The sequence below is a fragment of the Streptomyces sp. NPDC050145 genome (assembly GCF_044460245.1).
In the GTDB taxonomy this organism is placed as follows: domain Bacteria; phylum Actinomycetota; class Actinomycetes; order Streptomycetales; family Streptomycetaceae; genus Streptomyces.
In genome coordinates this window covers 18,078-40,834 of record NZ_JBITJS010000031.1, presented here as the reverse complement: position 1 = coordinate 40,834, position 22,757 = coordinate 18,078, and the positions used below count along the sequence as shown (strand labels likewise).

Genomic DNA, 22,757 nt, shown 5'->3' with positions numbered 1-22,757 from the left:
TGCTGTGGTGGTGACTCGGCGACTGCTGCCGCCCGCGGAGGCGGCCCTCAAGATCCTGATCGTGGCCGCCTGCTACTACGTGGCCGGCCGCATCGGCCTGCTGAGCCAGGTCGTCGTCGAGGGCGTCGTGGTCACCCCCATCTGGCCCCCGACCGGCGTCGCCGTCGCGGCCCTGCTCATGTTCGGCGTCCAGGTCTGGCCGGGGGTCGCCCTCGGCTCCTTCCTCGTCATCGCCTCCATCGTCACCCCGCAGATGACCACGCTCGTCAACGTCGCGGGCAACACCGTCGCCCCCCTGTGCGCGTACTACTTCCTGCGCAGAATCGGCTTCCGGCTCGACATCTCACGGCTGCGCGACGGGCTCGCCCTGGTCTTCCTGGGCGGGCTCGGCGCCATGCTGATCAGCGCGACGATCGGCGTCGGCGTCCAGGCCGTCAACGGCGACCTCGACCGCGGCGAGTTCTGGGCCGTCTGGCTGTCCTGGTGGGTCGGCGACGCGATGGGCGTTCTCCTCGTCACCCCGCTGCTGCTCCTCCTCGCGGGCCTGGGCCGCCCCCTGTGGGGCCGGCGCTGGCTGGAGGCGGCCTGCCTGGCCGTGGCCGCGCTCGTCATCGTGCCGCTCAGCGCGTTCGGCGAGACGAGCCTGCTCTTCCTCGTCTTCCCTCTCCTGATCTGGGCGGCCCTCCGCTTCCAGCTGGCCGGCAGCACCCTGTGCGCCCTGTTCTCCTCCGTCCTGACCACGTACGCCGCGAACACGGGCAAGGGGGCCTTCCTCAACCTCTCCAAGGTCGAGATCATGGTGAAGCTGCAGGCGTTCAACGGCGCCACCGCCCTGACCGCCCTGCTGCTCTCCGCGCTCGTCACCGAACAGATCGCGACCCGCCGCTCGGTGCAGAGCGCCTGCGACGAACTCGCCGAGGTCCTGGACCACCTGGCCGCCGGTGAGACCCCGCTGGAGGTGCCGCCCCGGCACCTGCCGGAACAGCCCCAGGCCGAAGGAGACCCCGCATGAGCATCCGGCGGATGGACAACGTCCTGATCGTCGTCGAGGACCTCGACGCCGTCATCGCGTTCTTCGTCGAACTCGGCATGGAACTGGAGGGCCGGTTCCCGCTCGAAGGGCGCTGGGCCGAGCGCGTCATCGGCGTCGACGACGTGCGCCAGGACGTCGCCATGCTGCGCGTCCCGGACGCCCCCGGGCGCGTCGAGCTCGCCAAGTTCCACCGCCCCGCCCCGGTCGTCCCGAAACCGCAGGCCGCCCCGTCGAACACACTGGGCCTGCGCCGGATCATGTTCGCCGTCGACGACCTCCACGACACCGTCGCCCGCCTGCGCCCCCACGGCGCCGAACTCGTCGGCACGATCGAGCGCTTCGAGGACACCTTCCTGCTCGCCTACGTGCGCGGCCCCGAAGGCATCATCGTGGGCCTCGCCGAGGACCTGGCCTGACCCGTACGGGGGAAGGGGCACACGCCTGTGCCCACGCGCGGACGGGATTGATCGCCGCCCCGCTGCGTACAGATACGGGTGTGTCCTCGGGGGACAGTGAGGCGAGTGCGGGACCGGAAGGAGGGGGGCCGGTCCCGCACTCGTCGGAACGCACCAGCACACCGGCGCCCGGTGTGACCTACGGTGCCGACAACAGCGGCTGTGTGGTGCGGGCCCGAGGGGGAGTGCGCGTCCCCGGACCCGCGGTGTCCTGTGCAACGAGCGGGGCGCAGAAACGATGCGCTGTGAGTCTCTCGGTCTCCTGTCCGCCTACTGTCCGGGTCCCTGGCGGCCCGGCGCCGGATGCGTGGGCGGACCCGCGGGGGCCGGTTGGGGGAGCAGTACCGCCTCCTGATGCCGCGTATGGGCCGCCGCCCGCTGGACCTCGGCCACGACGTCACCCCGCTCGCGTACGAGTTCCTCATAAATGGGCGCGAGACCGTTTCCGGTGCCGTGCGTACGTGTCACCCCGTCGCTCCTTCCCTTCACCGAACCGTCAGGCGCGATTGATCCGCGCGGCAATCCCATGGCCGACCGCCAAATAGATCAACGCCGGAAGACCGTAATTGAGAATGATCCGAAGGAATTCTGTGTCCATCGTGAAAATGTCCTGTGCCCACCCGGAGAGCCAGTCGGCCACGGAGTGCACGAAGGACACGAACGGGTTCGCCCCGTTGGCCTCCAGGAGATACAGAACGATCCAGAGGCCCAGGAATCCGGCGGCGACGTCCGCGATCGTGGAGATCGTGAGGGCCGTCCTGCGGGCGGTACGCGCATTGCTCCCCGAGCGGTCGGGCTCCGGGGGCCGCTCGTACGACTGGTATCCGGGTGTGGGGTGGCCGGTGCCGTTCACAAGAAATCCCATCTGACGCTTGACCGTTTCTCCCACTCAGCGCCATTCAATTGCCGGCGTGTTACACCCGGGGCCCCGACAGCGCACATATGGTGCCCTGTTCCCGCACGTACAGAAATTCATCGCCAGCCCGTGACATTGCGGACCCCGCCCGGCCGCCACCCGGCGCAGCACTGCCGTCCGGAGCAGAATGACGGGCATGGATATCAGGCTGTCCTCGGCGCGCGGACGCTGGATCCTCGCGTGCGTCGTGCTCGCCTCCGGTATGGCCATGCTCGACGGAACCGTCGTGAACGTCGCACTGCCCAAGATGGGCCGCGACCTCGGCGCCTCGATCTCGGCGCTCCAGTGGGTCGTCAACGCGTACATGCTGACCCTGTCCGCGCTGCTCCTGTGGGGCGGCGCGCTCGGCGACCGGATCGGACGACGGCGCACCCTCGTCCTCGGCGTCGCCTGGTTCGCCGTCGCCTCCGCGCTGTGCGGACTCGCCCCCGACGAGGGGACGCTCATCGCGGCACGGGCCCTGCAGGGCGTCGGCGGCGCCCTGCTCACACCGGGCTCGCTGGCCCTCGTACGAGCCGTGTTCCACCCCGACGACCAGGCGCGGGCGGTCGGCGCGTGGTCGGGCCTGACCGGGGTGGCCGGCGCGCTGGGGCCCTTCCTCGGCGGCTGGCTCATCGACGGACCCGGCTGGCGCTGGATCTTCCTCATCAACGTGCCGATCGCCGCCGTCGTCCTCGCCATCGCGCTGCGCCACGTGCCCGAGAGCCGCGACCCGGACGCGGCCGGCACCCCCTTCGACCAGCTCGGAGCCGTGCTCGCCGCGCTCTGTCTCGCCGGGGTGAGCTACGCCCTGATCGGTGCGTCCGGCGGCGTCCCGGCCGGCGGCACCGCGCTCGCGGCGGTGCTCGGCGTCGCGGCCGGGATCGCCTTCGTCCTCGTCGAGCGGCGCAGGGCCGCGCCGATGCTGCCGCCGTCCCTCTTCCGCTCCCGCCTCTTCAGCGCCACCAACGCCATGACCCTCGGCCTCTACGCGGGCATCGGCGGCATCCTCTTCCTGCTGCCCGTCCAGCTCCAGGTGGCCCTCGGCTACGACGCGCTGGAGGCCGGGGTGGCGACCCTGCCGATCACCGTCCTGATGCTGCTCCTGTCCGCCCGCTCCGGCGACCTCGCCCGCCGCATCGGACCGACCGTGCCGCTCGTGGCCGGCCCGCTCGTGGCCGCGGCCGGTGTCCTGCTCATGCTGCGGATCCACCCGGACTCCTCGTACGCGGCCGACGTGCTGCCCGCGGTCGGTGTGCTCGGCCTCGGCATGGCCACGTTCGTGGCGCCGCTGACGGCGACCGTCCTGGCCTCCGTGGAACCCGAGCGCGCCGGGCTCGCCAGCGGCGTCAACAACACGGCGGCCCGCGTCGCGCAGCTGCTCGTCGTCGCCGCACTGCCGCTCGCCGTCGGCCTGTCCGGCGAGGCGTACACCCAGCCCGACGCAGTGAACACGTCTTTCCACCGCGCCGCGTACGGTTGCGCCGCCCTGTTCGCCCTGAGCGCGCTGCTGGCCGCGGTCTTCGTGCGCCCCCGGACGGTGCGCCCGCGCCTGGCCGAGGCGCCGCGCCCGCAGTGCCGCTCGCACCTGGGCGTCACGGCCCCGGCGCTGGAACCGGGCCCGGACGCCGATCACCGGTGATGTCGGTGTACCGCACGGGTGCGGGTGGCCGAAGCACTCATCGGTGCGACCGGGGCCGGACTGCTCTCCGATCGGGGCGGTCGGCTCAGCCCTTCCAGGCACAACTTCCCAGTGTCGCCCGCCCCTTGGCGACCAGCGCGTCCGCTTCCCGGGCCGGCAGCGCCCGCGTGTGCTCGTCCCGGCAGACCACCGTCCGGTCGGCCCGGCCCGCCAGGTCGACGAGGATCTGGTCCCAGTGGCGGTACTGGACGTCGTGCCCGGAGTCCGCGAACGTACGGGTGCGCACCTGGTCGGGGGCGAACTCCTCGCGCCATGTGGCCAGGGTGCTCGCGGGGACGGTGGTGTCCTTGTCCCCGTGGTAAAGGAACACGGGCGCCGTCAGCTTCGACACATCCGGGCCCGGGCGCTCGCAGTAGAGCCGCTGCTCGTGCACCTGCGACGCCGGATCCGCCTGCTGGCCGCGCTGGTTGTAGGTCCGCGCACCCTCCTCGTACGCCGTGTCGGCGAAGCCGGGGATCGACCGGACCGGGCTGTCGGCGGGGAACGCCCACCACGCCCGCGGGTCCCTGATCTGGTCCTTCACGGCCGCCGAGAGCTGCTCGTCGGACAGGGCGCAGTACGCCGGCTTCGGGCCGAAGGGCGGCAGCGCGGCCGCCAGGTGCAGGGCGCTGATCCGTTCTGGCGCGCGGGCCGCGAGCTCGGCGGCGTACGGGCCGCCGCCGGATATCGCGATCACCTTGAACTCCCGTACGCCGAGCCGGTCGAGGACCTGGAGCACGTCCTCGGCGTAGTCGGCGCGGCCCAGTTCCGGGTCGTAGGCGGTGTCGCCGAAGCCGTTGCGCTCGACCGTGATCATGCGCAGGCCCAGGTTCTGCCGGGTCGTGCGCAGGAAGTCGGTCATGTGGACGGCGCGGGCGCTGGTCCCGGTGCCGCCGATGTAGAGCACCGGGGTGCCGTCGGTGGGGCCCGAGTCGGTGTAGTGGGCGGTGCGGCCCGACGGGAGCTTGGCGGCGCGCACGTCGGCGCCGAGGGAGTCGAACGTGTTCTGCACCTTCGGTTCGGCCGGGGGACTCGCGCTCACCGCGCCGGCGCCGCCGATGACGATCCCGCCGAGAAGGGCGAGGGCGGCGACGCCGACGGTGGTCGTGGTGCGGTTGAGCGCGGGCAGCGGCACGGGAACTCCTGGGGGCAGAGGGACACTTGACGTGCCCGCGCCTACCCGTCCCGGGGGAACCTCACACGGGTGGCGGGCCCCGGCGCCCGTGCCGATGGCAATGGGTCGCTCTGCCGCGCCGCCGCAACCCGTGATGCCCTGCGATTCCGCTCACCGTGCCACAGAGATCGGACCTGTGTGCTGTGCTCGATTTGTCAGGCGGTGAGCAAAACCCGTGTCCGGCAGGGCGGTCGGGCCACCCGGGCCGAGGCGATGACCAAGGCGCGATTTGAACGGTGCATGCCAAAGGGGGCGCGGCTGTGTCTTGTCGTCTCAAGAGGGGCGTGCCTCAATGGGCCCACTCGCCACGGCTGACAGACCGTCAGGCCACCGGTGCGACCTTCCCCCCACACGAAGGGCACAGGGCACCCCCATGCGACGAAACCCCCGTACCTCCTTCTCCGTCTCCCGGCGAGCCGGGCTGACCGCCGCGCTCGGCGCCGGCCTCGCCGCCGGCGTACTGGTGCTGGCTCCCGCGGCCGGCGCCGTCGCGCCGCAGACCGCCACGATCTCCTTCGACTGCGGCACCTGGGGCTCCGGCAGCGCCACCCTCACCGCATCGCAGAACGGCACCGCCGCGACCATCGAGCTCTCGACCTCCGCCATCACCGCTCCGATCAATGTCGGCGCGGGCTCCGTGAAGTCCACCCTCACCCTCACCAACCACGGCACGGGCGCGGTCCAGTTCACCGGCAACTCCAACCCCGCGATCCCGGCCGGCAGCCCCGTGTCGACCGGCCCGCTCTCCGGGACCGTCGCTTCCGGCGACAGCCTGGAGGCGACCTCCCTGAAGGTGGTCGTCTTCGGCATCACGGCGACCTGTACGGCGACCTCCGCGCAGGCACCCGGCCCGCTCGTCTTCGACTGAGCGGTACGGGACCCGGCACGGAGGTGAGAGGTGCGGGGGCACCGGCCCGTCGTGGCCGGTGCCCCCGTACGTGTGTTCAGCGCGCGGTGCCCGGCGACGACACGGAGTGGAACCCGCGGCCTGCCCTTCTGGTTCTCCCTCGCCGCCCACGGCACCGACGCCTACCGCGACGCCGTCGAGCGGACCCTCGCCACGGCGCGGACCCTCGCCACGGCGCGGGCCGGCGCCGAACTGATCCGGGCCGCCGAGCACGTCGACCTGCTCGTCGAACCCGAACTGTCCGTCCTCGTCTTCGAGCGCCACGGCTGGGGGCAGGCCGACTACGACCGCTGGAGCCGTGCCCTGCTCGACGCGCAGCAGGCCTTCGTCACCCCGACCGGTCACCGGGGCCGCCCCTGCGCCCGCCTCGCGATCGTGAACCCGGCGACGACCCCGGACGACATCCGCCTCGTCGTCGACTCGATGCGCGACCCCGCCGCCTGATTTCTGCCCCTGCCTCGCGCCGGGCGGTGAACCGACGGGGTGACCGGCGTGCTCAGTGCCCGGCGCCGGTGAGCAGCGGGCGCGCCGCCTCCACGAATGCGATCGCCGCGGGCATCGAGGGGGCGGCACCCTCGCCGAGCTGATGCGCGACGGCCGCGGCGACGGCCGCGTGGCCCCCGTGCCGGGACAGGTACCAACGCCCGCCGTCGACCTTCGAGCACAGCCCGCCGCCCTCGGCGAAGCGGAGCGCACGGCACGCGTTGAGCACCGCGTAGGTCGGATCGGCCTGATCGAGCCCCCATCGCAGCTCGCTCATCATCGCGGCCACGACCCGCTCGGCGGACACCCGCCCGAACACCTCGGACGCCGGGGGACCGCAGACGGCGTGGGCGTGCTCGCGGCACACGGCGCAGTGCAGGACGAGGTCGTGGTCTCCGGCGTGGCCCGCTCCCGGCACGACGACACGCTCCCGCGCGCTCGCCCGGACATGGACCTCGAAGGCGCAGGGCCCGAGGTCCGCCGCCGTCGCCGACGTGACGACACTCAACTCCAGCCCCGTACCCGGGCATCGCACCGCCGTGTCCGCCAACGCCACGCCCAGCGCCCGCTGTTCGGCCTCACCGGACGGTCCGGCGACGACGGCCAGCACGTCCACGTCGCTGCGCTCGCTCCGGAACCCGCCCAGGACGGCCGAGCCGTGCACGTACACGCCGACGAGATCGCGGCGCGCGCCGGAGAGTACGGACGCGACCTCGGTGACGTACCGGAGAACCTCGGAGGGAAGGGCCGCGGAAGGCGGGACGTCATCGCTCATGTCGCCGAGCCTAGGGCGTTTCTGACGGTCCGACGGCCTCTTTTTCTTACTAGACCAGTCTGTATATTAAAAGTCATGCCACGCCGAACTGACACCAGAGAACGGGTACTTCGTACCGCAGCCACGCTGTTCCAGACGCAGGGCTACCATGCCACCGGCCTCAACCAGGTGCTCGCCGAGGGCGGGGCGCCGAAGGGGTCGCTCTACTTCCATTTCCCGGGCGGGAAGGAGCAGTTGGCGTCCGAGGCGCTGGAACTGTCCGGCGGCGAGATGTGCGGCCTGATCAAGGCGGCCCTCGACGAGGCCGAAGCGCCCGAGGCCGCCGTGGGGGCCGTCCTCCAGGCGCTCGCCGACGCCCTGGAGGCATCGGACTTCACCGCGGGATGCCCGGTCGCGACGGTCGCGCTCGACGCCGCAGGTGACAGCGAGGCGATCAGGACCGCGTGCGAGCGCGTCTACGCGTCCTGGACCGACACGATCGGCGACTACCTCGTCGGACACGGGGTCTCCGCCGACCGGTCGGCGGCTCTGGCCGTCGTCCTGGTCGCCTCGATCGAGGGCGGCCTCCTGCTGGCGAAGACCCGACGGGACGTCGCGCCGCTCCACGCGGTGGGCGCCCACCTGCGACTGAGCATTGCGGAGGCTGTGCGATGAGGATCCACCACCTGAACTGCGGCACCATGCGACCGTTCGGCCGCCGGCTGGTCAACGGGACGGGCAGCCCGTTCGGCCCCGGGGAGATGGTCTGCCACTGCCTGCTGATCGAGACCGAGCAGGGCCTCGTGCTCGTCGACTCGGGGGTCGGGCTCGACGACGTCCAGCGGCCGTCGGACTCCCTGAGCCGCGGGTTCCGGGCCGTGGCCAGGCCGGTGCTCGACCCGGACGAGACCGCCGTGCGCCAGATCGCCGCCCTCGGCTACGACATCGAGGACGTGCGGCACATCGTGCTCACCCACCTGGACCTCGACCACGCCGGTGGCCTGCGCGACTTCCCCCGCGCCAAGGTCCACGTGCTCCGGACCGAGCTCGACGCCGCGCTGTCGGCCGGGACGCGTGCGGAGCGGCTGCGGTACCCCGCCGCGCAGCGGTCGCACGGCCCCGACTGGCAGACCTACGAGACGGCCGGCGAATCCTGGTTCGGCTTCGACGCGGTCCGCGAGCTCACCGGACTGCCGCCGGAGATCCTGCTGGTGCCGCTCGCCGGCCACACCAGGGGACACACCGGCGTGGCCGTGGACAGCGGCGACGGCTGGCTGCTGCACGCGGGCGACGCCTACTTCTTCCACGGCGAGGTCGACCCGGTCGACCCCCGCTCGACCGCCGGCCTGCGCCTGTTCCAGTCCCTCGTGGAGACCGAACGGTCCCCCCGGCTGCACAACCAGCGGCGACTGCTGGACCTGGCACGCACCGACGGGGACGAGATCACGATCTTCTCCGCGCACGACCCGGTGGAACTTCGCCGACACCAGAGGGCGACGCCGCCCGTGGCCTCGTGACCGGCCGCCCCCGGCCTACGTCTCCACACTCCAGGTCCGCCGGAGGTCTCAACCAGGCGGCCACTCAAGGCCGTTCGTGACCTCGTCCGCGATGCGGTCCCACTCCGGGGCTCCGCCCGGCAGCGGCCAGGACCAGGTCGGGCGGCCCGCCGTGTCGAGGGCGCGGAGGCGGCGGGCGAGGATCGGGCCCATGAGGGCGGCGCCGTCGGGGACGGAGGAGCCCCGGGCGGCGCGGAGCCCGGCGAAGCGGGCGAGTTCCGACTCGTACGCGTCCACGGCCTCGTCCACTCCCGCGGCCAGGTCGTCGTGCGGTGCGACGCGGCGCAGCTCCAGGAGTGCGGGCTCCACGGACTCGGCGATCGCGGCGGCGAGCCGTGCGTGCCCGTCGAGGATCAGATGGCAGTCCAGGCCGCTGACCCACCAGGTCAGGACGGGCGGGAGCGTCCCGTCCCGCGCCTGCTTGCGGTACGCCTTGACCCGGCTGTCGTCGGCGCCCGGCATCGGCCGCAGCGGCAGGATCTCCCAGGACCCGTTGTGGATGAACCAGTCGATGTAGCCGTCGGGATGCCCTTCGACCAGCAGCTCGCCCCAGTGCTCCGCGAGCGGGACCCCCGCGTGACGGTCCCGGAGCCGGCCCTCGGGCGACAGCAGCCAGCGGCCCTCGTGCAGCGGGCCGTCCGGCGCGTCGGCCAGGAAACGGGCGAAGCGGTGCGCCCACCGTCGCGGGCTGCCCGCCAGGGCGCGCGCCGTGTCGGCGCGCAGCGGCGGGACGAGGGAGCGGTACGCGTCCGTGCGCCAGAAGTCGACGCCCCCGCGGTCCCGCTCGACCACGGCGAGCAGGACGGGCTCGTCCCCCTGAGAGATCAGCAGCCGGCGGCCGGCGCTGAACACGCACAGCCCCGGACGCGGGCGGTCCCGCAGGTCCAGGGACAGCCCGCGCCAGGTGCCGTCGTCCTCGGTGACATCGCCGCTCCGCATGCGGCGAGCGTAGCCCGCCGTTGTCAAAGGCCCGGCACGGTGAACCCGTTGAGGGCCCACAGCGCGGCCGAGTACCAGAGCAGCCCGATCGCGGCGAACAGCGCGCCGCCCGCCACCGGCAGGGTCCAGCCCGGCAGCCGCCGGCTGCGCACCACCAGCACCTTCGCGACGAAGGCCCCGTACAGCGCGCAGCCCGCGACCGAATGCAGGAAGACGCGGGTGCTCGACGTCTCCACCCCGTAGGTGCGCACGCAGTGGAAGGCGATCGGCACCGACAGGAGGAAGGCCAGCCAGCCGACGGCGCGGTGCACGAGGCGGACGCGGCCGGGCCGGGAGTACATCCACAGGGCCAGCAGGACCTGGACGATCGCCAGGCCGAACAGGGCCGAGCCCAGGCGGGCCTTGAGTGTGACCGCGTCGGCGCCGTGAGCGCCGAAGAGGCTGGTCGTGTACTCGGGGGAGTGGTGCCGGCCGGTCAGCCAGATCGCCACCCCGACGGCCACGGGCAGCACGGCGCCGAGCGCGACCGCGACCGCCCGGGCCGGAGTCGTGGTGGCCACCGGTCAGTCCTTGTCGACCTTGTTGCCGTCGGCGTCGAGCACGTACCACTCGGCGCCGAACTGGTTGAGCGCCTGGCCGTTCGCGTCACCCGGCTTCGTGTCGCCCGCGTATCCGTAGACCGGGTGCCCGTGATAGGTGACCTGGGTCGTGCCGTCGTCGCGCTTCGTCGTGCCGAGCAGCTTGTCCTGCGCCGAGCCGCCCACCGACGCCTTGCCCTTCGTGAGCAGCGGCGGCCAGGCCGTCGCGCAGCCGCCCTTGCAGGTGGAGGACGTCGACTTGTCGGCCTCGAACAGGTAGAGGGTGCGGCCCTTTCCGTCGACGAGAACGGTGCCGAGGTCGCCGACCTTCGCCGTCTTCACCTCGGCCTGCGCGCCGGCCGGTGCGCTGCTCGGGCTCTTGCTCTTCGACGCCGACGGGGACGCGTAAGAGGAGCCGCCGCCTCCGCCGTCGTCGGAACAGCCGCTCATCGCGGCGATCGTCAGGAACGCGGCCGTGCCCACGACGGCCAGGCGCATACGCCTCATCACAGCTCCACAGGTCGACTCGGGAGGCCCGGCGTCCGAGGGGCCCCCGCTGCCCGCATCCTGCTCGATCGCGCCATCCCGGCGGCCGACGGTGCCTGGGGCCGCCCGGAGTTTCACTGGGATGGCGGCGGTGAGCGGAGCCGGGGGACCGGCGCGGCGCGGAAGGCACTCTTGCGGGGTCCGGGCAGGCCTTTCACACTGCGGACCACGGGGCGGAGTGCGTGGAAGCGGAGTGGGGGAGTGGTGCGGTGATGGCAGCACGTCGAGGGCGCGGCCGGTTACCGAAGGGGACGCGCCGCAAGGTGCAGGGAGCGGGAGCCGGGGTGGCCGCGATCGCCGCCGTGTGGCTGGCGGTGAACTGGGACGCGGTGTGGCCCGCGGTCGCGGCCGTGGCCGGGCTCCTCGTGGCGGGCGGAGCCGGCTGGGCGCTGTGGCGGGCCCACCGCAACGCCGTCGGCCAGGACCGGATCTGGCGCGAGGAGGAGGCGGAGAAGGCCAGGGAGCGGTCCATGGCGGAGGTCGACGCGCTGTCCTGGCAGGAGTTCGAGCAGTACGTCGCCGAACTGTGCCGCCGGGACGGCTGTACGAAGGTCCTCGTCAGCGGCAAGAGCGGTGACCTGGGCGCCGATGTCGTCGGGCGGCTCCCCGACGGGCGCAAACTCGTCGTCCAGTGCAAGAAGTACGCACCCGAACGCAGCGTGTCCTCCCAGGACATGCAGAAGTTCGTCGGCACCGCCCGTCCCGAACACGGCGCGGACGTCGCCCTGTTCGTCACCACCTGCCGTACGTTCACCAAGGCCGCGCAGGGCCTCGCCTCGCGCCAGGACGTCGTCGCCCTGCACCGCGACCTGCTCGGCGCCTGGGTGAAGGGAGCGCACCTCGACACGCTGATCCCGCTGAACGGCCAGGGCGACGGCAGGGCGAAGAGACGCTCGACGGCCTGAACTAATCTTCGGCGCATGGCCATGACACCTGATGAGTTCTATGAGCACGCGCTCGCCGCCACGGACGACGCGCACCGCCTCCCCCTGGCCCGGATGACCGGTTGGGAGATCAGCCCCTTCGAACAGGAGGGCCTGCGCGTCACGCCCCTGCGCCCGCCGGTCGTGCCGGAGCCGCCGCGGCACGGTGAGGACCCGGCGGAGTGCGGGTCGTGCGGCCGCCGCGACGAGGGGATCTGGTTCAACGAGCGCTGGCGGCTGACCCGCGTCAAAGAGGTCGGCGTTCCCCTGGTCCTCATGCTGCACCCGCGCGAGCACTACGACATGGCGGACCTGCCCGATGAACTCGCCGCCGAACTCGGCGTGTTGAACACCCACCTCGTCCGGCACATCCAGGCCCTGCCGCACATCTCCCGCGCCCACGTGTACCGCATCGGCGACGGAGGCGCCCACCTGCACATCTGGTTCTTCGCCCGCCCCGAGGGCCAGACCCAGATGTACGGCTCCTGGCTCCCCGTCTGGGACGACCTGCTCCCCGAGTACCCGGCGAACCTCGCGGACGCCGACGCGGAACAGGTGGCCGAGGATCTCATCAAGTCCGCCGGCGGCACGCGCACGGCGGCCGGGGCGACGGGCGCGCCGACGGCCTGACCGCCGAGCCGGTCAGACCCGCCGACGCACCTGCTCGGCGACGTCGTCGGCGGGCTGCGCGCCGTCCAGTACGGCGCCGTCCAGCCCGAGTCGGTGCAGGGAGTCCAGCATGAGTTCCTGGTAGCGCAGCGTGCGCGCGAGGAACCGGTCGATCGGCACGCGCTCGTGCGGGGGAACGTGCGCGTACCGGCTCGAGGCGTGCACGCGTGCGGCCAGCACCTGCGGGCCGGCACTCAGCCACACGGCGCAGACGCGCGGCCGAACGAGCCGGGCCACCTGCGCCGGCCACAGTGCCGACCCTTCGAGGACCAGCCCGTCGGGCGCGCGTTCCGCGATCAGCTCCTCGATCCGGGGCCACAGGCGTCCGTAGTGGCCGAGGACCGACTCGACGAGTTCGTCCACCGTGAGCGACCGGTAGTGCTCGTCGACGTGCGGCGGCACCGGCCGGTCCGGCGTCGGCCAGGGGCGGCCGGGATGGCGGGCGAGGCCGTCGGTGGACCGGCGGACGAAGCCGAGTCGGTCCGCCACGCGGCGGGACACCGTCGACTTGCCCGTGTGGGACGTCCCGCCGATCAGCACCACGCGCACGTCGCTCATGGCCGCCACCGTACCGAGGCGGCCACGAGGGACCGTGCGGGTCAGGAGGAGATGGTGCTCGTGTGGGAGACCGTGCGGCCCGCCGCCAGGTTCTCGGCGACCTCCTCGCGCCAGACCTTGTCGGCGCGGCTGGTGTCCAGTTCGAACTCGAAGCGGTTGGTCATCTCCGGGGTGATGTCCTCCACGTCTACGTAGAACTGCTGGTACCAGCGGCGGAGTTGGTAGATCGGGCCGTCCTCCTCGGTGAGGAGAGGGTTGTCGACGCGGGCCTTGTTCTGCCAGATCTCCGCGTCCTGGCGGAAGCCGATCTCGACGCCGGCGCCGAACTGCCGGGCCGCCTCGTTCGCCGACTCGTTGTCCATGCCGGGCAGCTTCTTCACGATCACGCCGAACTGCAGCATGAACGCGTCCTGGCGGACCGGGTAGTGACTGTTGATCAGGACCGCCTCCAGCTCCTGGCCGCCGCCGACCGGGCTCCACAGGTAGTCGATCATGTAGGACGGGCCGTAGTACGCGGCCTCGGAGCGGTTCACCGCCGGCTCCGTGCCCGGCGGGACCATGCCGAGGTCGTAGTCCTGGCGGTACTCGAAGTTCATCTGCTGGGCCGCGGTGTGCCCGTCGAGGACGTTCTTGAAGTACGTGGGGAAGGAGTAATGCACGTAGAAGAAGTGTGCCATGTCCGAGTTGTTGTCGACGATCTCGCGCGGGTACGAGCCCTCGATCAGGATCTGGTTCCAGGTCCACTGGCTCCACTCGTCGCTGAACGCGCCCTCGATCTTGGGGATCGCCTGCTCGGGGATGGGCGGGTTGCCCTGCGGGTCGTGCCAGACGAACAGCTGCCGGTTCTCCTCCAGCGTGGCCCAGCTCCGGGTCTTCGCCGTGCGCGGCACGCGCCGCGCGTAGGGGATCGCGGCGCACTTGCCGTCTCCCGACCAGCGCCAGTCGTGGAACGGGCAGGCGACCGCGTCGCCCTTGACGCTGCCCTGGCTCAGGTCGCCGCCCATGTGCGGGCAGTACGCGTTGAGGACGTGCAGCTCGCCGCTCCCGCCCTGGAACACCACGAGCTTGGTGCCGAAGGCCTCGATCTGGTGCGGCTTGCCGTCCTTGAAGCTGTCCGCGAGGCCCAGACAGTGCCAGCCACGGGCGAAGCGGTCCGGCATGGCGCCGGTCCTGATCGTGTGGAACGAGCTCATGAGGCGTCCTTCATGTGGGTCGCGGCGACATAGCCGAAGGTCATGGAGGGGCCGATCGTGGAGCCGGGGCCCGGGTAGGTGTCGCCCATGACGGCCGCCGAGCAGTTGCCGGTGGCGTACAGGCCGTCGATCGGCGTGCCGTCCTCGCGGAGCACCCGCGCGTGCTCGTCTGTGAGCAGCCCGCCCTTGGTGCCGAGGTCGCCGGGCTTCACCGGCAGGGCGTAGTAGGGGCCCTCGGTGAGCGGGTGCAGGTTCGGGTTCGGCAGCGTCGGGTCGCCGTAGTAGCGGTCGTACGTGCTGTCGCCGCGGCCGAAGTCGGCGTCACGGCCCTGCTCCGCGAGGGAGTTGAAGCGCTTGAGGGTCGCCTCGAGGCGGTCGGCCGGGACACCGATCTTTCCGGCCAGCTCGCGCACCGAGTCGGCCGTCCTGAGGATGCCCTCCTCCTCGAACGCCTTCGGGAACTTCTGCCCGGGCACCAGGCCGAGGAACGGGTAGCGCTTGCGGGCGACCGAGTCGAGGATGATCCACGAGTTCTCCGGCGCGCTCGGGCTCGCGTACATCCGGTCCACGAACTCGTGGTACGGCGCGGCCTCGTTGACGAACCGCTCGCCGTCGCCGTTCACGATCACCATGCCGGGGATCGCGCGGTCGGCGACCAGGAAGAACAGCCCGCCGCCCGGGACCGGCGTGGACGGCGCGCCCCACACCTTGTCCATCAGGGCGAGCGCGGCGCCCGCCTCGATGCCCGCCGTGAGCACCTCGCCGACCTGGCCGGGCGAGGAGTGCGTCCAGTCCGCGGAGGTGGGCCGCGGCAGGTACTTCTCCCGCAGCTCCTGGCTGTGCGAGAAACCGCCGGCGGCGAACAGGACACCGCGCCGCGCCCGCACGGTCACTATGCGGCCGTCCTTCTCGACGCGCAGACCGGCGACCTTGCCGTCCTCGAGCACCAGCTCACGGAACGGCGAGTCCAGCCACAGGCCGCCGCCGGACGCGGCGAGCGCGAGCCGCAGCCGACCGATGAGCGCCGTGCCGAGGGCCGCCATCTTCTTCCCGGCGAGGAGATTCCTGGCGGCGGCCGCCGCCATCCTCACCGCCGTCCTGCGGCCCTTCCACGTGCGGGCGGCCATGTTCAGGAAGCGGAAGTCGTACTGCGTGATGGTCAGGCCGTACGTGGGCAGCTCGTTGGTGCGCAGCTTCTCCCGCTCCGGTCCGAGCTTGCGCAGGTCCAGCGTCTCGGGCTCGATGGTCCGGCCGCGCGGCTTGCCGCCCTTGCGCTCGGGATAGTAGTCCGCGTACCCGGGCACGTACCTGAACCGCACCCAGTCCGTGCGCTCGTGCAGGAAGCGCAGCATCTGCGGCCCCCGGGTCAGATAGGCGGCCTTGCGCTCCCGGCTGACCTGGTCGCCCACGGTGGAGTCCAGGTAGTCCATGGCGTTGTCGAACGTGTCGACCTCTCCGGCCTGCTGGAGATACAGGTTGTCGGGTATCCACAGACCGCCGCCGGACAGTGCGGTCGAGCCGCCGTACCGGTCGGTCTTCTCCACCACCAGGGCGGACATGCCGTGCAGCTGCGCGGTGATCGCGGCGGTCAGGCCGCCTCCACCGGAACCGACCACCACTACGTCGTACTCGTGATCCCAGTCCACTGTGACTGTTCCCTTCACTGAAACCGAGCTGTGGCCGAGGCGCGCGCCGCAAGAGGGGGTCTTCAGGCGTGCGCTCGGGCGGCGGGGCGTGGACCCGGTCCGATCCGTGCCGGCGATGCCGGTGACGCGCCCTGGCTCCCTGGCCCTGCGGGAGTCCCTGAACGTTCCATCCGAGGGCCGTGGGCCAACAAGTCCGTCTTCCCGCTCAGTGGGAGACCGTGGGAGATCCGGCGGGGGGCTACGGGTTCTCGGGCGCCCCGGACAGCGACTCCTCCGCCGTGTCGCACCAGGCCAGGCCCGCCCGCGCCATGGTCAGCGCGTACGAGTGGAGCAGATCGGCCGGTCCCGGCGCGCCCTCCGTCTCCTCGGGCGTGAACTGCGCGATCCAGGCCTCGAACTCCCGCCGCTTGGCGCGGATCAGCGGCAGGGCGTGCGCCGGACTGAGCGACTGCACGAAGAGCAGCTTCAGCAGTGCCTCGTCGCGCAGTTGCGGCGCTGCGGGCGGCTGCACCAGCCACTCGTCGAGGGCCCGCCGTCCCGACTCGGTGGCCTGCCAGATCACCTGCCGACGGCCGCCCGGGGACTCCTGCCCGGTGATCAGCCCGTCCTCCTGGAGGCGCTTGAGCTGCGGATACAGCTGGGCGTAGCTCACGCCCCAGAAGGCGTCCACGGTCTCCGCGCAGGCCTGCTTGATCTCGTAGCCGGAGCGCGGGCGCACCGCGATGAAGCCGAGGGCGGTCCAGGCGGTCGCCGTCAGTTCGATCCTCGCCAAGGTCTTGCCTCCCCGATATATCTTCCATATACATAGGCAACCTACTGGGCTGCCGGTCCGTGAACCACCGGCAGCGGCCCCGTCATCGGAGCGCACCCGGTCCGGTGCTCTCTCCCTCCGTCTTCGCACCCTCGCTCAGGAGGACAGGTGCCCCCCTCGATCGGATCGATAGACCAGCTCGGCTACGTCGTGAAGGACGTCGAGGCCGCCATGCGGCACTGGACGACGAACCTCGGCGTCGGCCCCTTCTTCTACTTCCCCGAGGCCGCCGTCGGCCGGACCTTCTACCTGGGCGAGCCCACCGAGGCCCGGATCGCCGTCGGCATCGCCCAGGCGGGCGACGTACAGATCGAGCTGATCCAGCAGCTCAACCCGGAAGCCCCCAGCGCCTACCGCGACTTCATCGAGGAGCGCGGCGAAGGACTGCACCACGTCGGACACTTCGTCACGGGCGAGGGCGACGACACCTACGACGCGTTCCTCGCCCGCTTCGCCGAGGCCGACGTCGAGCCCTACCACCACGGAGACTCGGGCCCCGGCAGCCGCTTCGCCTATCTGCCCACCGAGGAGCACGGCGGCACCGTCGTCGAGGTCATCGAGACCGCGCAGTGGGGCGGCTTCTTCGACGCGATCCGGGCGGCCGCGACCGGCTGGGACGGCAGTGACCCCGTCCGCGAGATCACCATCCCCTGACCGGAGAGGACCGATCGACCATGCGCGCACTGCGCCTGCACGGACCGAAGGACCTCCGACTGGAGGACATCCCCGAGCCCGAACCGCGGCCCGGCACCGTCAAGATCAAGGTCGACTGGTGCGGGATCTGCGGCTCCGACCTGCACCTCTACCAGGCGGGACCTGCCGCGTTCGGCCTCGACCACCCGCACCCGCTGACCGGTGAACGGGCCCCCGCCGTGATGGGCCACGAGTTCGCCGGCCATGTCACCGAGATCGGCGAGGGCGTCACCGGGCTCGCCGTCGGCGACGCCGTGTGCGTCGAGCCGGAGATCTACGACGACACCTGCGCGTACTGCCGGCACGGCGACCACAACCTGTGTCAGCAGGGCGGATTCGTCGGCATCAACGGGTGGGGCGGCGGTCTGTCCGAGTACGTGGTGCTGCCGCCCCGCATGGTGCACCGGCTGCCCGACGGCGTCGGCACCGACCTCGGCGCCCTCGTCGAACCCCTCGCCGTCGCCTGGCACGCCGTCCGCCGCGCCGCGCTCCCGCCCGGCGCCGCCGCACTCGTCGTCGGCGCGGGACCGATCGGCCTGGGCCTGCTGTCCGCGCTGAACGCCACCGGCGCCCGCCTCGTCGCGGTCAGCGAACTCAGCCCGGCCCGCAAGGAGTTGGCGCAGCGCCTGGGTGCCGGGATCGTGCTCGACCCGACGCGGGACGACGTCCTCGCCCGCGTACGGGAACTGACGGACGGGCTGGGCGTGGACGCGGCCTTCGACGCGTCCGGCCTCCAGGTCACCCTGGACACGGCGCTCGGCTCGCTCCGCAAGCGCGGCACCCTGGTCAACCTGGCGATGTGGGAGCAGCCGGCGGCGATCACGCCGACGCAGTTCATGATGACGGAGACCTCGTACACGTCGAGCATCGGCTACGCGGGCACGGACTTCCCGTCCGTCATCGCCGCGATGGCCCGCGGCACGATCGACGCGGCCCCCTTCATCACCTCGCGCATCCCGCTGGAGCGGGTGGTCGAGGACGGCTACGAGAGTCTGCTCGGCGCGGGCCGTGACGCCCACGTGAAGATCCTCGTGCACCCCTGACCGGGCCGCCCGACCCGCCCGCGCGGGCGCGTCGCCTCCCTTAGTCTCACGTGGTGCACACCACTGATTCCCGCGTCCTCGTCGCCGAGTTGGCCACGGTCCTGGAGGGCAGGATCGACGACCTGGCCGCCGCGATGTCCCGTACGACCTACGAGAACATCGAGTTCTACCGTGCGGCGGTCGTCGGTCCCGAGGACCTGCATGCCTCGATGCGGCTCAACGTCGGCTACATCCTGCGGCACCTCACGGACCCCGCCTCGTCGTCCGTCGACCTGGACGGGCCGACCTCGACGGGTCGCAGGCGGGCCCAGCAGAACGCCCCGCTGCCCGAGGTGCTGCGCGCGTACCGGCTCGGCTTCCAGTACCTGTGGGACCAACTCCTCGGCGAGGCACGGCAGGTGGGAGGCGAGGCGCCCGACGCGCTGCTCGACGCGGCCTCGCACATCTGGGGACTGGCCGACGTCTACTCCTCCGCCCTGACCGACGCCTACCGGCAGGCCTGCGCCGAGCGCATGGTGGAGACCGACCGGCGCCGCTCCGCGCTGGTCGGCGAACTGATCGACGGGCCCTCCCTCAGCACGGACACCGTGTGGGAGATCGCGCGGATGCTCGACATCCCCTTCCAGGGCACCTTCCTGGTCGTCACGGCCGCGGGGCTCAGCTCCGGGGAGCCGCCCCTGCCGGGCCTCGACCACCGCCTGGGCATTCTGGGCATCGCCTCCGCCTGGCGGGCCCTGCGCGGCTCCGAGACCGGCGTCCTGTCCTGCCCGCCGCGCCTGCCGGTCGACCAGGCCCTGGACGCCGTACGGGCGGTCGCGACCAGCCCGGTCGGGATCAGCCCCGTGTACGACCGTCTCGACCAGACGAACCGGGCCCTGCGGTACGCGCAGGTCGCGGCCGAGTCCCTGCCGGTCGGCGCGCCGGCGGTCCGCCAGTTGGAGGACACCCCGTTCACCGAACTCGTCATGAACAACCTGGAGTCGACGCAGCGCGCGGTCCGCCGCGTCCTCGGCGGCGTCCTCTCCCTGCCCGAGGAGGACCGCACGACCCTGCTGGCGACGGCCCGCGCCTGGCTGGAGGCGCACGGCTCGGCGGCGGAGGCGGGCCGTGCCCTGTACTGCCACCAGAACACGGTCCGCTACCGGATGCACCGCCTGGAGGAGTTCCTGCGCGGCTCCCTCGACGACCCGAAGATCGTCGCGGAGCTGTCGATGGCGCTGGACGCGGTGGGCACGTTCCCGATGCTGCTCGACCGGTGAGCCCGGCCGGACCGGGTCAGAGGAAGCGGCGCAGGAGGCCGGACTTGACCCGGTTGAACGGGGGGTAGGCCACGCGCAGGGGGTCGCCGAGAAGGGGCTTGTCGAGGACCGGCTTGGTGTGGCTGAACGTGTCGATGCTGTGCTCACCGTGATAGCCGCCGATGCCGCTCTCGCCGACACCGCCGAACGGCAGGCCGGGGACGGCGAGATGGGCGTTCGGGGCGCCGAAGGACAGAGCGCCCGAGGAGGTCTCCGTCGTGAGACGGCGCTTGGTGACGGCGGAGTCCGTGAAGGCGTACAGGGCCAGGGGCTTGTCGCGTTCGTTGACGAAGGCGATCGCGGCGTCCAGGTCCGGGACGCGCAGGATCGGCAGCACGGGGCCGAAGATCTCCTCGCGCATCACCGGCGCGTCCGGGTCCACATCGGCGAGCACCGTCGGGGCGAGGTAGCGGTCCGCGCGGTCGTGGGCGCCGCCGGTGACGATCCGGCCGCTGTCGAGGAGCTCCGTGAGGCGGTCGAGGTGGCGCTCGTTCACGACCCGGCCGTAGTCGGCGCTCCGCGCGGGGTCGGCCCCGTACATCTCGCGGATCGCGGCGGTCAGGTGCGGCTCGATCTCCGTGGCGGCCTCGCCGATCGCGAGGAGGTAGTCGGGGGCGACGCAGGTCTGCCCCGCGTTCATGAACTTGCCCCAGGCGATGCGGCGGGCGGCCGTGGCCAGGTCCGTGCCCGGCTCGACGATCGCCGGGCTCTTGCCGCCCAACTCCAGGGTGACCGGGGTGAGATGGCGGGCCGCGGCGGTCATGACGATGCGGCCGACCGTACCGTTGCCCGTGTAGAAGATGTGGTCGAAGCGCTGCTCGAGCAGCGCGGTGGTCTCCGGGACGCCGCCCTCGACGACGGCCACGGCCTGCGGGTCGAGCGCGCGGGGGAGCCAGTGGGCGAGCGCCGCGGAGGTCGCCGGAGCGAGCTCGCTCGGCTTGACGACCACGCTGTTGCCTGCGGCGAGCGCGCCGACCAGCGGTGCGAGGGCCAGCTGCAGCGGATAGTTCCAGGGAGCGATGACCAGCACCGTGCCGAGCGGCTCGCGCACCGTACGGGCCTGGGCCGGGCGCAGCGCCAGCGGCACGGAGACGCGGCGGGGGCGCAGCCAGCGGTCGAGATGACGCAGGGTGTGGTCGATCTCGTTGAGCGTGAACCCGATCTCGGTCGTGAACGCCTCCGTGGCGCTCTTGCCGAGGTCGGCGCGGAGCGCGGCGACGAAGGCGTCCTCCTGCTCGACCAACAGGCGGCGCAGCGCGCGCAGTTGCTCCTTGCGCCACTCCAGGGGCTTGGTGCGGCCGTCGGCGAAGGCCGCGCGCAGTCGGGCGACGGTCGCTGCCGCGTCGTCGTCCGACGGGGCGGCTGTGGTCCGGATCGTGGAAGCGGTCATGCGGTCGAGCATAAACAAAACGAAAGCGTTTCGTTTCGTTTTCCTGTTACGGTTCGGAAATGACCCGCACCACAGGCCCGGGCGCCGGCCCAGAAGCCGGCACCGCACCCGCCGAGGCCTCGCCGGCGCCGCGCCGGGGGCGGCCCCGCGACACGGCCCGGGACCGCGCGCTGCTTGAGGCCACGCTGGCCGTGCTCGCCGAGAGCGGGTACGGGGGGCTGACCACGGCCGCCGTGGCTGCCCGCGCGGGTGTCTCCACCGCGACCCTCTACCGCCGCTGGTCCTCGAAGGCGGACCTCGTCGTCGCCGCGGCCGCCACGGTCACCGAGGGCCCCTGCGAGCCGCCGGGCACCGGCAGTCTCGAAGGCGACCTGCGCGTCGTGCTCCGGGACAAGGCCGCCGTCATGACCGGCGAGAGCGGCCGGCTGATGCGGGCCCTGGTGGGCGAGGCGGCGTGCAATTCCGTGCTGGCCGGGGCGCTCACGGTCGCGTTCCTGGGGCCCGTGTACCGGCGGGTGGCCGAGGTCGTGCGGTGCGCCGTGGAGCGGGGTGAGATCCCGCCGGTCGAGAACCCCGACCTGCTCGGCGAGATCGTCGTCGGCCCGGTGATGAGCAGGTTCCTGCTGACCCCGGATCCGCCGGAGCGGGTGGACGCCGTCGCGGCGCGCGCCGAGGCCGACCGCTTCCTGCCCTTCGTGCTGCGGGCCGTCGGGGGTGTGCAGCGGGGTTGAGCAGTCGCGCTCCGCTCAGGGGCCCGCCTCGACGTACGAGGCCAGGTGGGCCAGCGACGAGGCGATGCCCGCTTCGTGGACGGCCTGGTCGATGCCCGCGGGCACGTCCGTCGCGGTGACCGTCACCTCGGTTCCGGTGCGGACGGGGACGAGGTCCCAGGTCATCGTCATCGTGCCCGCGTAGGCGGGGTCGTCGGCCTCGAACACCGCCTGCTGGGTCACCCGCCGGGGCCGCACCAGCTCGCTGAAGCCCACGTCGACGACGTCCTCGGCGGCCGAGGACTTGCCCGGGCTGTCGGTGGGGTCGAGGTACGTGAGCACCATGCGGAACCCGCCGCCGGGCCGCGGGTCCCAGCGCTCGACGCGCCCGCGCATGCCGTCCGGCGGCAGCCACGTCTCCAGGGCCTCCCTGTGGAGGAGGGCGTCGTAGACGGCTGCCTGCGGCGCCGCGATGATCCGGCTGGCGCGATCGGTCCTGGCCATGAGCCGAGTCTAGGCAGCCATCGGCGAAGGTGCCGGGTTTCCCTTCCGCCGGACCGGTTAGGGATCGTCGGTGGCAGAAGGGGGAAGCCATGTTTCCTAACGCGGGCCAGAACGGCCAGTGGGTGCGCACTCGCACGGAGACCGACGCCAAGGCGTACATGAAGGAGTACGAGGAGCGGCAGGAGCGGGAGCGGGAGGGCCCTGGTCGGGTCACCGTCGGACTGGCGGCGCTGGCCTGCCTGTTCTTCGTCGGCTGGGCCGTCTACGCGCTCCTGCGCTGACCTCGACGGAGCGCTCCTGCGCTGACCTTGACGGAGC

General features: G+C 72.2%; 26 protein-coding genes. 14 read left to right on the top strand and 12 right to left on the bottom strand.

Features of this window, described 5'->3' with window-relative positions:
* The first annotated feature begins 7 nt into the window (after positions 1–7).
* Together ACIBTU_RS38255 and ACIBTU_RS38250 are read left to right on the top strand one after the other, a co-directional pair.
* A complete protein-coding gene (locus ACIBTU_RS38255) occupies positions 8–1,012 on the top strand; it encodes an MASE1 domain-containing protein (protein WP_399131380.1) in 1,005 nt (334 codons plus the stop codon).
* Complete coding sequence (locus tag ACIBTU_RS38250; protein ID WP_399131379.1) at positions 1,009–1,449, top strand: VOC family protein; 441 nt, start codon at positions 1,009–1,011, stop codon at positions 1,447–1,449. Before ACIBTU_RS38255 ends, ACIBTU_RS38250 begins: the two co-directional genes overlap by 4 nt.
* A 535-nt stretch (positions 1,450–1,984) precedes the next feature.
* On the opposite strand, the gene ACIBTU_RS38245 is transcribed toward ACIBTU_RS38250, so the two are convergent.
* Entirely contained in the window at positions 1,985–2,353 is a 369-nt protein-coding gene (locus ACIBTU_RS38245; RefSeq protein WP_399131404.1) for a hypothetical protein, read from the bottom strand.
* Between the two features lie 178 nt (positions 2,354–2,531).
* On the opposite strand from ACIBTU_RS38245, the gene ACIBTU_RS38240 reads away from it, so the two are divergent.
* Positions 2,532–4,025: an MFS transporter gene (locus ACIBTU_RS38240; protein ID WP_399131378.1), complete on the top strand. Its 1,494-nt coding sequence runs from the start codon at positions 2,532–2,534 to the stop codon at positions 4,023–4,025.
* An 85-nt stretch (positions 4,026–4,110) separates the two neighbouring features.
* Here ACIBTU_RS38240 and ACIBTU_RS38235 read toward each other — a convergent pair whose 3' ends face one another.
* Positions 4,111–5,199: an alpha/beta fold hydrolase gene (locus ACIBTU_RS38235; protein WP_399131377.1), complete on the bottom strand. Its 1,089-nt coding sequence runs from the start codon at positions 5,197–5,199 to the stop codon at positions 4,111–4,113.
* A gap of 412 nt (positions 5,200–5,611) precedes the next feature.
* On the opposite strand from ACIBTU_RS38235, the gene ACIBTU_RS38230 reads away from it, so the two are divergent.
* Positions 5,612–6,106 (top strand): hypothetical protein, encoded by a 495-nt coding sequence (locus ACIBTU_RS38230; protein ID WP_399131376.1) that lies wholly within the window; start codon positions 5,612–5,614, stop codon positions 6,104–6,106.
* 30 nt (positions 6,107–6,136) lie between these two features.
* Entirely contained in the window at positions 6,137–6,589 is a 453-nt protein-coding gene (locus tag ACIBTU_RS38225; RefSeq protein WP_399131375.1) for a hypothetical protein, read from the top strand.
* Between the two features lie 52 nt (positions 6,590–6,641).
* Here ACIBTU_RS38225 and ACIBTU_RS38220 read toward each other — a convergent pair whose 3' ends face one another.
* A complete protein-coding gene (locus tag ACIBTU_RS38220; RefSeq protein ID WP_399131374.1) occupies positions 6,642–7,403 on the bottom strand; it encodes an aminoglycoside adenylyltransferase domain-containing protein in 762 nt (253 codons plus the stop codon).
* Between the two features lie 75 nt (positions 7,404–7,478).
* Here ACIBTU_RS38220 and ACIBTU_RS38215 point away from each other — a divergent pair, with 75 nt between their 5' ends.
* Both ACIBTU_RS38215 and ACIBTU_RS38210 read left to right on the top strand, forming a co-directional pair.
* The gene (locus ACIBTU_RS38215) at positions 7,479–8,057 is read left to right on the top strand and encodes a TetR/AcrR family transcriptional regulator (protein ID WP_399131373.1); all 579 of its coding nucleotides are present in this window, start codon (positions 7,479–7,481) and stop codon (positions 8,055–8,057) included.
* A complete protein-coding gene (locus ACIBTU_RS38210; RefSeq protein ID WP_399131372.1) occupies positions 8,054–8,899 on the top strand; it encodes an MBL fold metallo-hydrolase in 846 nt (281 codons plus the stop codon). Before ACIBTU_RS38215 ends, ACIBTU_RS38210 begins: the two co-directional genes overlap by 4 nt.
* Before the next feature lie 48 nt (positions 8,900–8,947).
* Here the strand turns inward: ACIBTU_RS38210 and ACIBTU_RS38205 are convergent, their stop codons facing one another.
* The 3 genes from ACIBTU_RS38205 to ACIBTU_RS38195 are packed head-to-tail and all read right to left on the bottom strand — an operon-like array spanning position 8,948 to position 10,962.
* Entirely contained in the window at positions 8,948–9,877 is a 930-nt protein-coding gene (locus ACIBTU_RS38205) for a hypothetical protein (RefSeq protein WP_399131371.1), read from the bottom strand.
* 23 nt (positions 9,878–9,900) lie between these two features.
* Positions 9,901–10,437: a DUF6529 family protein gene (locus ACIBTU_RS38200; protein ID WP_399131370.1), complete on the bottom strand. Its 537-nt coding sequence runs from the start codon at positions 10,435–10,437 to the stop codon at positions 9,901–9,903.
* A gap of 3 nt (positions 10,438–10,440) precedes the next feature.
* Positions 10,441–10,962, bottom strand: coding sequence for a hypothetical protein (locus ACIBTU_RS38195; protein WP_399131369.1), 522 nt, complete (start codon positions 10,960–10,962; stop codon positions 10,441–10,443).
* A gap of 323 nt (positions 10,963–11,285) precedes the next feature.
* Between ACIBTU_RS38195 and ACIBTU_RS38190 the strand changes: the two genes are divergently transcribed.
* Positions 11,286–11,906 carry a restriction endonuclease gene (locus ACIBTU_RS38190; protein WP_399131368.1) on the top strand — a complete coding sequence of 207 codons (621 nt, stop codon included), beginning with the start codon at positions 11,286–11,288 and terminating at the stop codon, positions 11,904–11,906.
* A 15-nt stretch (positions 11,907–11,921) separates the two neighbouring features.
* Positions 11,922–12,554 (top strand): hypothetical protein, encoded by a 633-nt coding sequence (locus ACIBTU_RS38185; RefSeq protein ID WP_399131367.1) that lies wholly within the window; start codon positions 11,922–11,924, stop codon positions 12,552–12,554.
* 12 nt (positions 12,555–12,566) lie between these two features.
* On the opposite strand, the gene ACIBTU_RS38180 is transcribed toward ACIBTU_RS38185, so the two are convergent.
* From ACIBTU_RS38180 to ACIBTU_RS38165, 4 genes are all read right to left on the bottom strand, one after another.
* Complete coding sequence (locus tag ACIBTU_RS38180) at positions 12,567–13,151, bottom strand: hypothetical protein (protein WP_399131366.1); 585 nt, start codon at positions 13,149–13,151, stop codon at positions 12,567–12,569.
* A gap of 41 nt (positions 13,152–13,192) precedes the next feature.
* On the bottom strand, positions 13,193–14,344 hold the full coding sequence (locus ACIBTU_RS38175) for a Rieske 2Fe-2S domain-containing protein (RefSeq protein ID WP_399131365.1): 1,152 nt from the start codon (positions 14,342–14,344) through the stop codon (positions 13,193–13,195).
* On the bottom strand, positions 14,341–15,990 hold the full coding sequence (locus ACIBTU_RS38170) for an FAD-dependent oxidoreductase (RefSeq protein WP_399131364.1): 1,650 nt from the start codon (positions 15,988–15,990) through the stop codon (positions 14,341–14,343). Before ACIBTU_RS38170 ends, ACIBTU_RS38175 begins: the two co-directional genes overlap by 4 nt.
* Positions 15,991–16,228: 238 nt before the next feature.
* On the bottom strand, positions 16,229–16,762 hold the full coding sequence (locus ACIBTU_RS38165) for a PadR family transcriptional regulator (RefSeq protein ID WP_399131363.1): 534 nt from the start codon (positions 16,760–16,762) through the stop codon (positions 16,229–16,231).
* A gap of 147 nt (positions 16,763–16,909) precedes the next feature.
* On the opposite strand from ACIBTU_RS38165, the gene ACIBTU_RS38160 reads away from it, so the two are divergent.
* The 3 genes from ACIBTU_RS38160 to ACIBTU_RS38150 are packed head-to-tail and all read left to right on the top strand — an operon-like array spanning position 16,910 to position 19,796.
* A complete protein-coding gene (locus ACIBTU_RS38160) occupies positions 16,910–17,455 on the top strand; it encodes a VOC family protein (protein WP_399131362.1) in 546 nt (181 codons plus the stop codon).
* A gap of 20 nt (positions 17,456–17,475) precedes the next feature.
* Entirely contained in the window at positions 17,476–18,537 is a 1,062-nt protein-coding gene (locus tag ACIBTU_RS38155; protein ID WP_399131361.1) for a 2,3-butanediol dehydrogenase, read from the top strand.
* Between the two features lie 53 nt (positions 18,538–18,590).
* Positions 18,591–19,796, top strand: a complete 1,206-nt coding sequence (locus tag ACIBTU_RS38150; RefSeq protein ID WP_399131360.1) for a PucR family transcriptional regulator — start codon at positions 18,591–18,593, stop codon at positions 19,794–19,796.
* A 16-nt stretch (positions 19,797–19,812) separates the two neighbouring features.
* Here the strand turns inward: ACIBTU_RS38150 and ACIBTU_RS38145 are convergent, their stop codons facing one another.
* Positions 19,813–21,225, bottom strand: coding sequence for an aldehyde dehydrogenase family protein (locus ACIBTU_RS38145; protein ID WP_399131359.1), 1,413 nt, complete (start codon positions 21,223–21,225; stop codon positions 19,813–19,815).
* A gap of 59 nt (positions 21,226–21,284) precedes the next feature.
* On the opposite strand from ACIBTU_RS38145, the gene ACIBTU_RS38140 reads away from it, so the two are divergent.
* On the top strand, positions 21,285–21,956 hold the full coding sequence (locus ACIBTU_RS38140; protein ID WP_399131358.1) for a TetR/AcrR family transcriptional regulator: 672 nt from the start codon (positions 21,285–21,287) through the stop codon (positions 21,954–21,956).
* 15 nt (positions 21,957–21,971) lie between these two features.
* Here the strand turns inward: ACIBTU_RS38140 and ACIBTU_RS38135 are convergent, their stop codons facing one another.
* Complete coding sequence (locus ACIBTU_RS38135; protein ID WP_399131357.1) at positions 21,972–22,439, bottom strand: SRPBCC family protein; 468 nt, start codon at positions 22,437–22,439, stop codon at positions 21,972–21,974.
* 89 nt (positions 22,440–22,528) lie between these two features.
* Here ACIBTU_RS38135 and ACIBTU_RS38130 point away from each other — a divergent pair, with 89 nt between their 5' ends.
* Positions 22,529–22,720, top strand: coding sequence for a hypothetical protein (locus tag ACIBTU_RS38130; protein ID WP_399131356.1), 192 nt, complete (start codon positions 22,529–22,531; stop codon positions 22,718–22,720).
* The last annotated feature ends 37 nt before the right edge of the window (positions 22,721–22,757 follow it).

Coding starts and splice junctions, on each gene's coding strand:
- ACIBTU_RS38250 (WP_399131379.1), top strand. CDS start 1,009: ATGAGCATCCGGCGGATGGACAACGTCCTGATCGTCGTCGAGGACCTC.
- ACIBTU_RS38245 (WP_399131404.1), bottom strand. CDS start 2,353: ATGGGATTTCTTGTGAACGGCACCGGCCACCCCACACCCGGATACCAG.
- ACIBTU_RS38240 (WP_399131378.1), top strand. CDS start 2,532: ATGACGGGCATGGATATCAGGCTGTCCTCGGCGCGCGGACGCTGGATC.
- ACIBTU_RS38230 (WP_399131376.1), top strand. CDS start 5,612: ATGCGACGAAACCCCCGTACCTCCTTCTCCGTCTCCCGGCGAGCCGGG.
- ACIBTU_RS38220 (WP_399131374.1), bottom strand. CDS start 7,403: ATGAGCGATGACGTCCCGCCTTCCGCGGCCCTTCCCTCCGAGGTTCTC.
- ACIBTU_RS38215 (WP_399131373.1), top strand. CDS start 7,479: ATGCCACGCCGAACTGACACCAGAGAACGGGTACTTCGTACCGCAGCC.
- ACIBTU_RS38210 (WP_399131372.1), top strand. CDS start 8,054: ATGAGGATCCACCACCTGAACTGCGGCACCATGCGACCGTTCGGCCGC.
- ACIBTU_RS38205 (WP_399131371.1), bottom strand. CDS start 9,877: ATGCGGAGCGGCGATGTCACCGAGGACGACGGCACCTGGCGCGGGCTG.
- ACIBTU_RS38195 (WP_399131369.1), bottom strand. CDS start 10,962: ATGAGGCGTATGCGCCTGGCCGTCGTGGGCACGGCCGCGTTCCTGACG.
- ACIBTU_RS38185 (WP_399131367.1), top strand. CDS start 11,922: ATGGCCATGACACCTGATGAGTTCTATGAGCACGCGCTCGCCGCCACG.
- ACIBTU_RS38180 (WP_399131366.1), bottom strand. CDS start 13,151: ATGAGCGACGTGCGCGTGGTGCTGATCGGCGGGACGTCCCACACGGGC.
- ACIBTU_RS38175 (WP_399131365.1), bottom strand. CDS start 14,344: ATGAGCTCGTTCCACACGATCAGGACCGGCGCCATGCCGGACCGCTTC.
- ACIBTU_RS38155 (WP_399131361.1), top strand. CDS start 17,476: ATGCGCGCACTGCGCCTGCACGGACCGAAGGACCTCCGACTGGAGGAC.
- ACIBTU_RS38145 (WP_399131359.1), bottom strand. CDS start 21,225: ATGACCGCTTCCACGATCCGGACCACAGCCGCCCCGTCGGACGACGAC.
- ACIBTU_RS38140 (WP_399131358.1), top strand. CDS start 21,285: ATGACCCGCACCACAGGCCCGGGCGCCGGCCCAGAAGCCGGCACCGCA.
- ACIBTU_RS38135 (WP_399131357.1), bottom strand. CDS start 22,439: ATGGCCAGGACCGATCGCGCCAGCCGGATCATCGCGGCGCCGCAGGCA.
- ACIBTU_RS38130 (WP_399131356.1), top strand. CDS start 22,529: ATGTTTCCTAACGCGGGCCAGAACGGCCAGTGGGTGCGCACTCGCACG.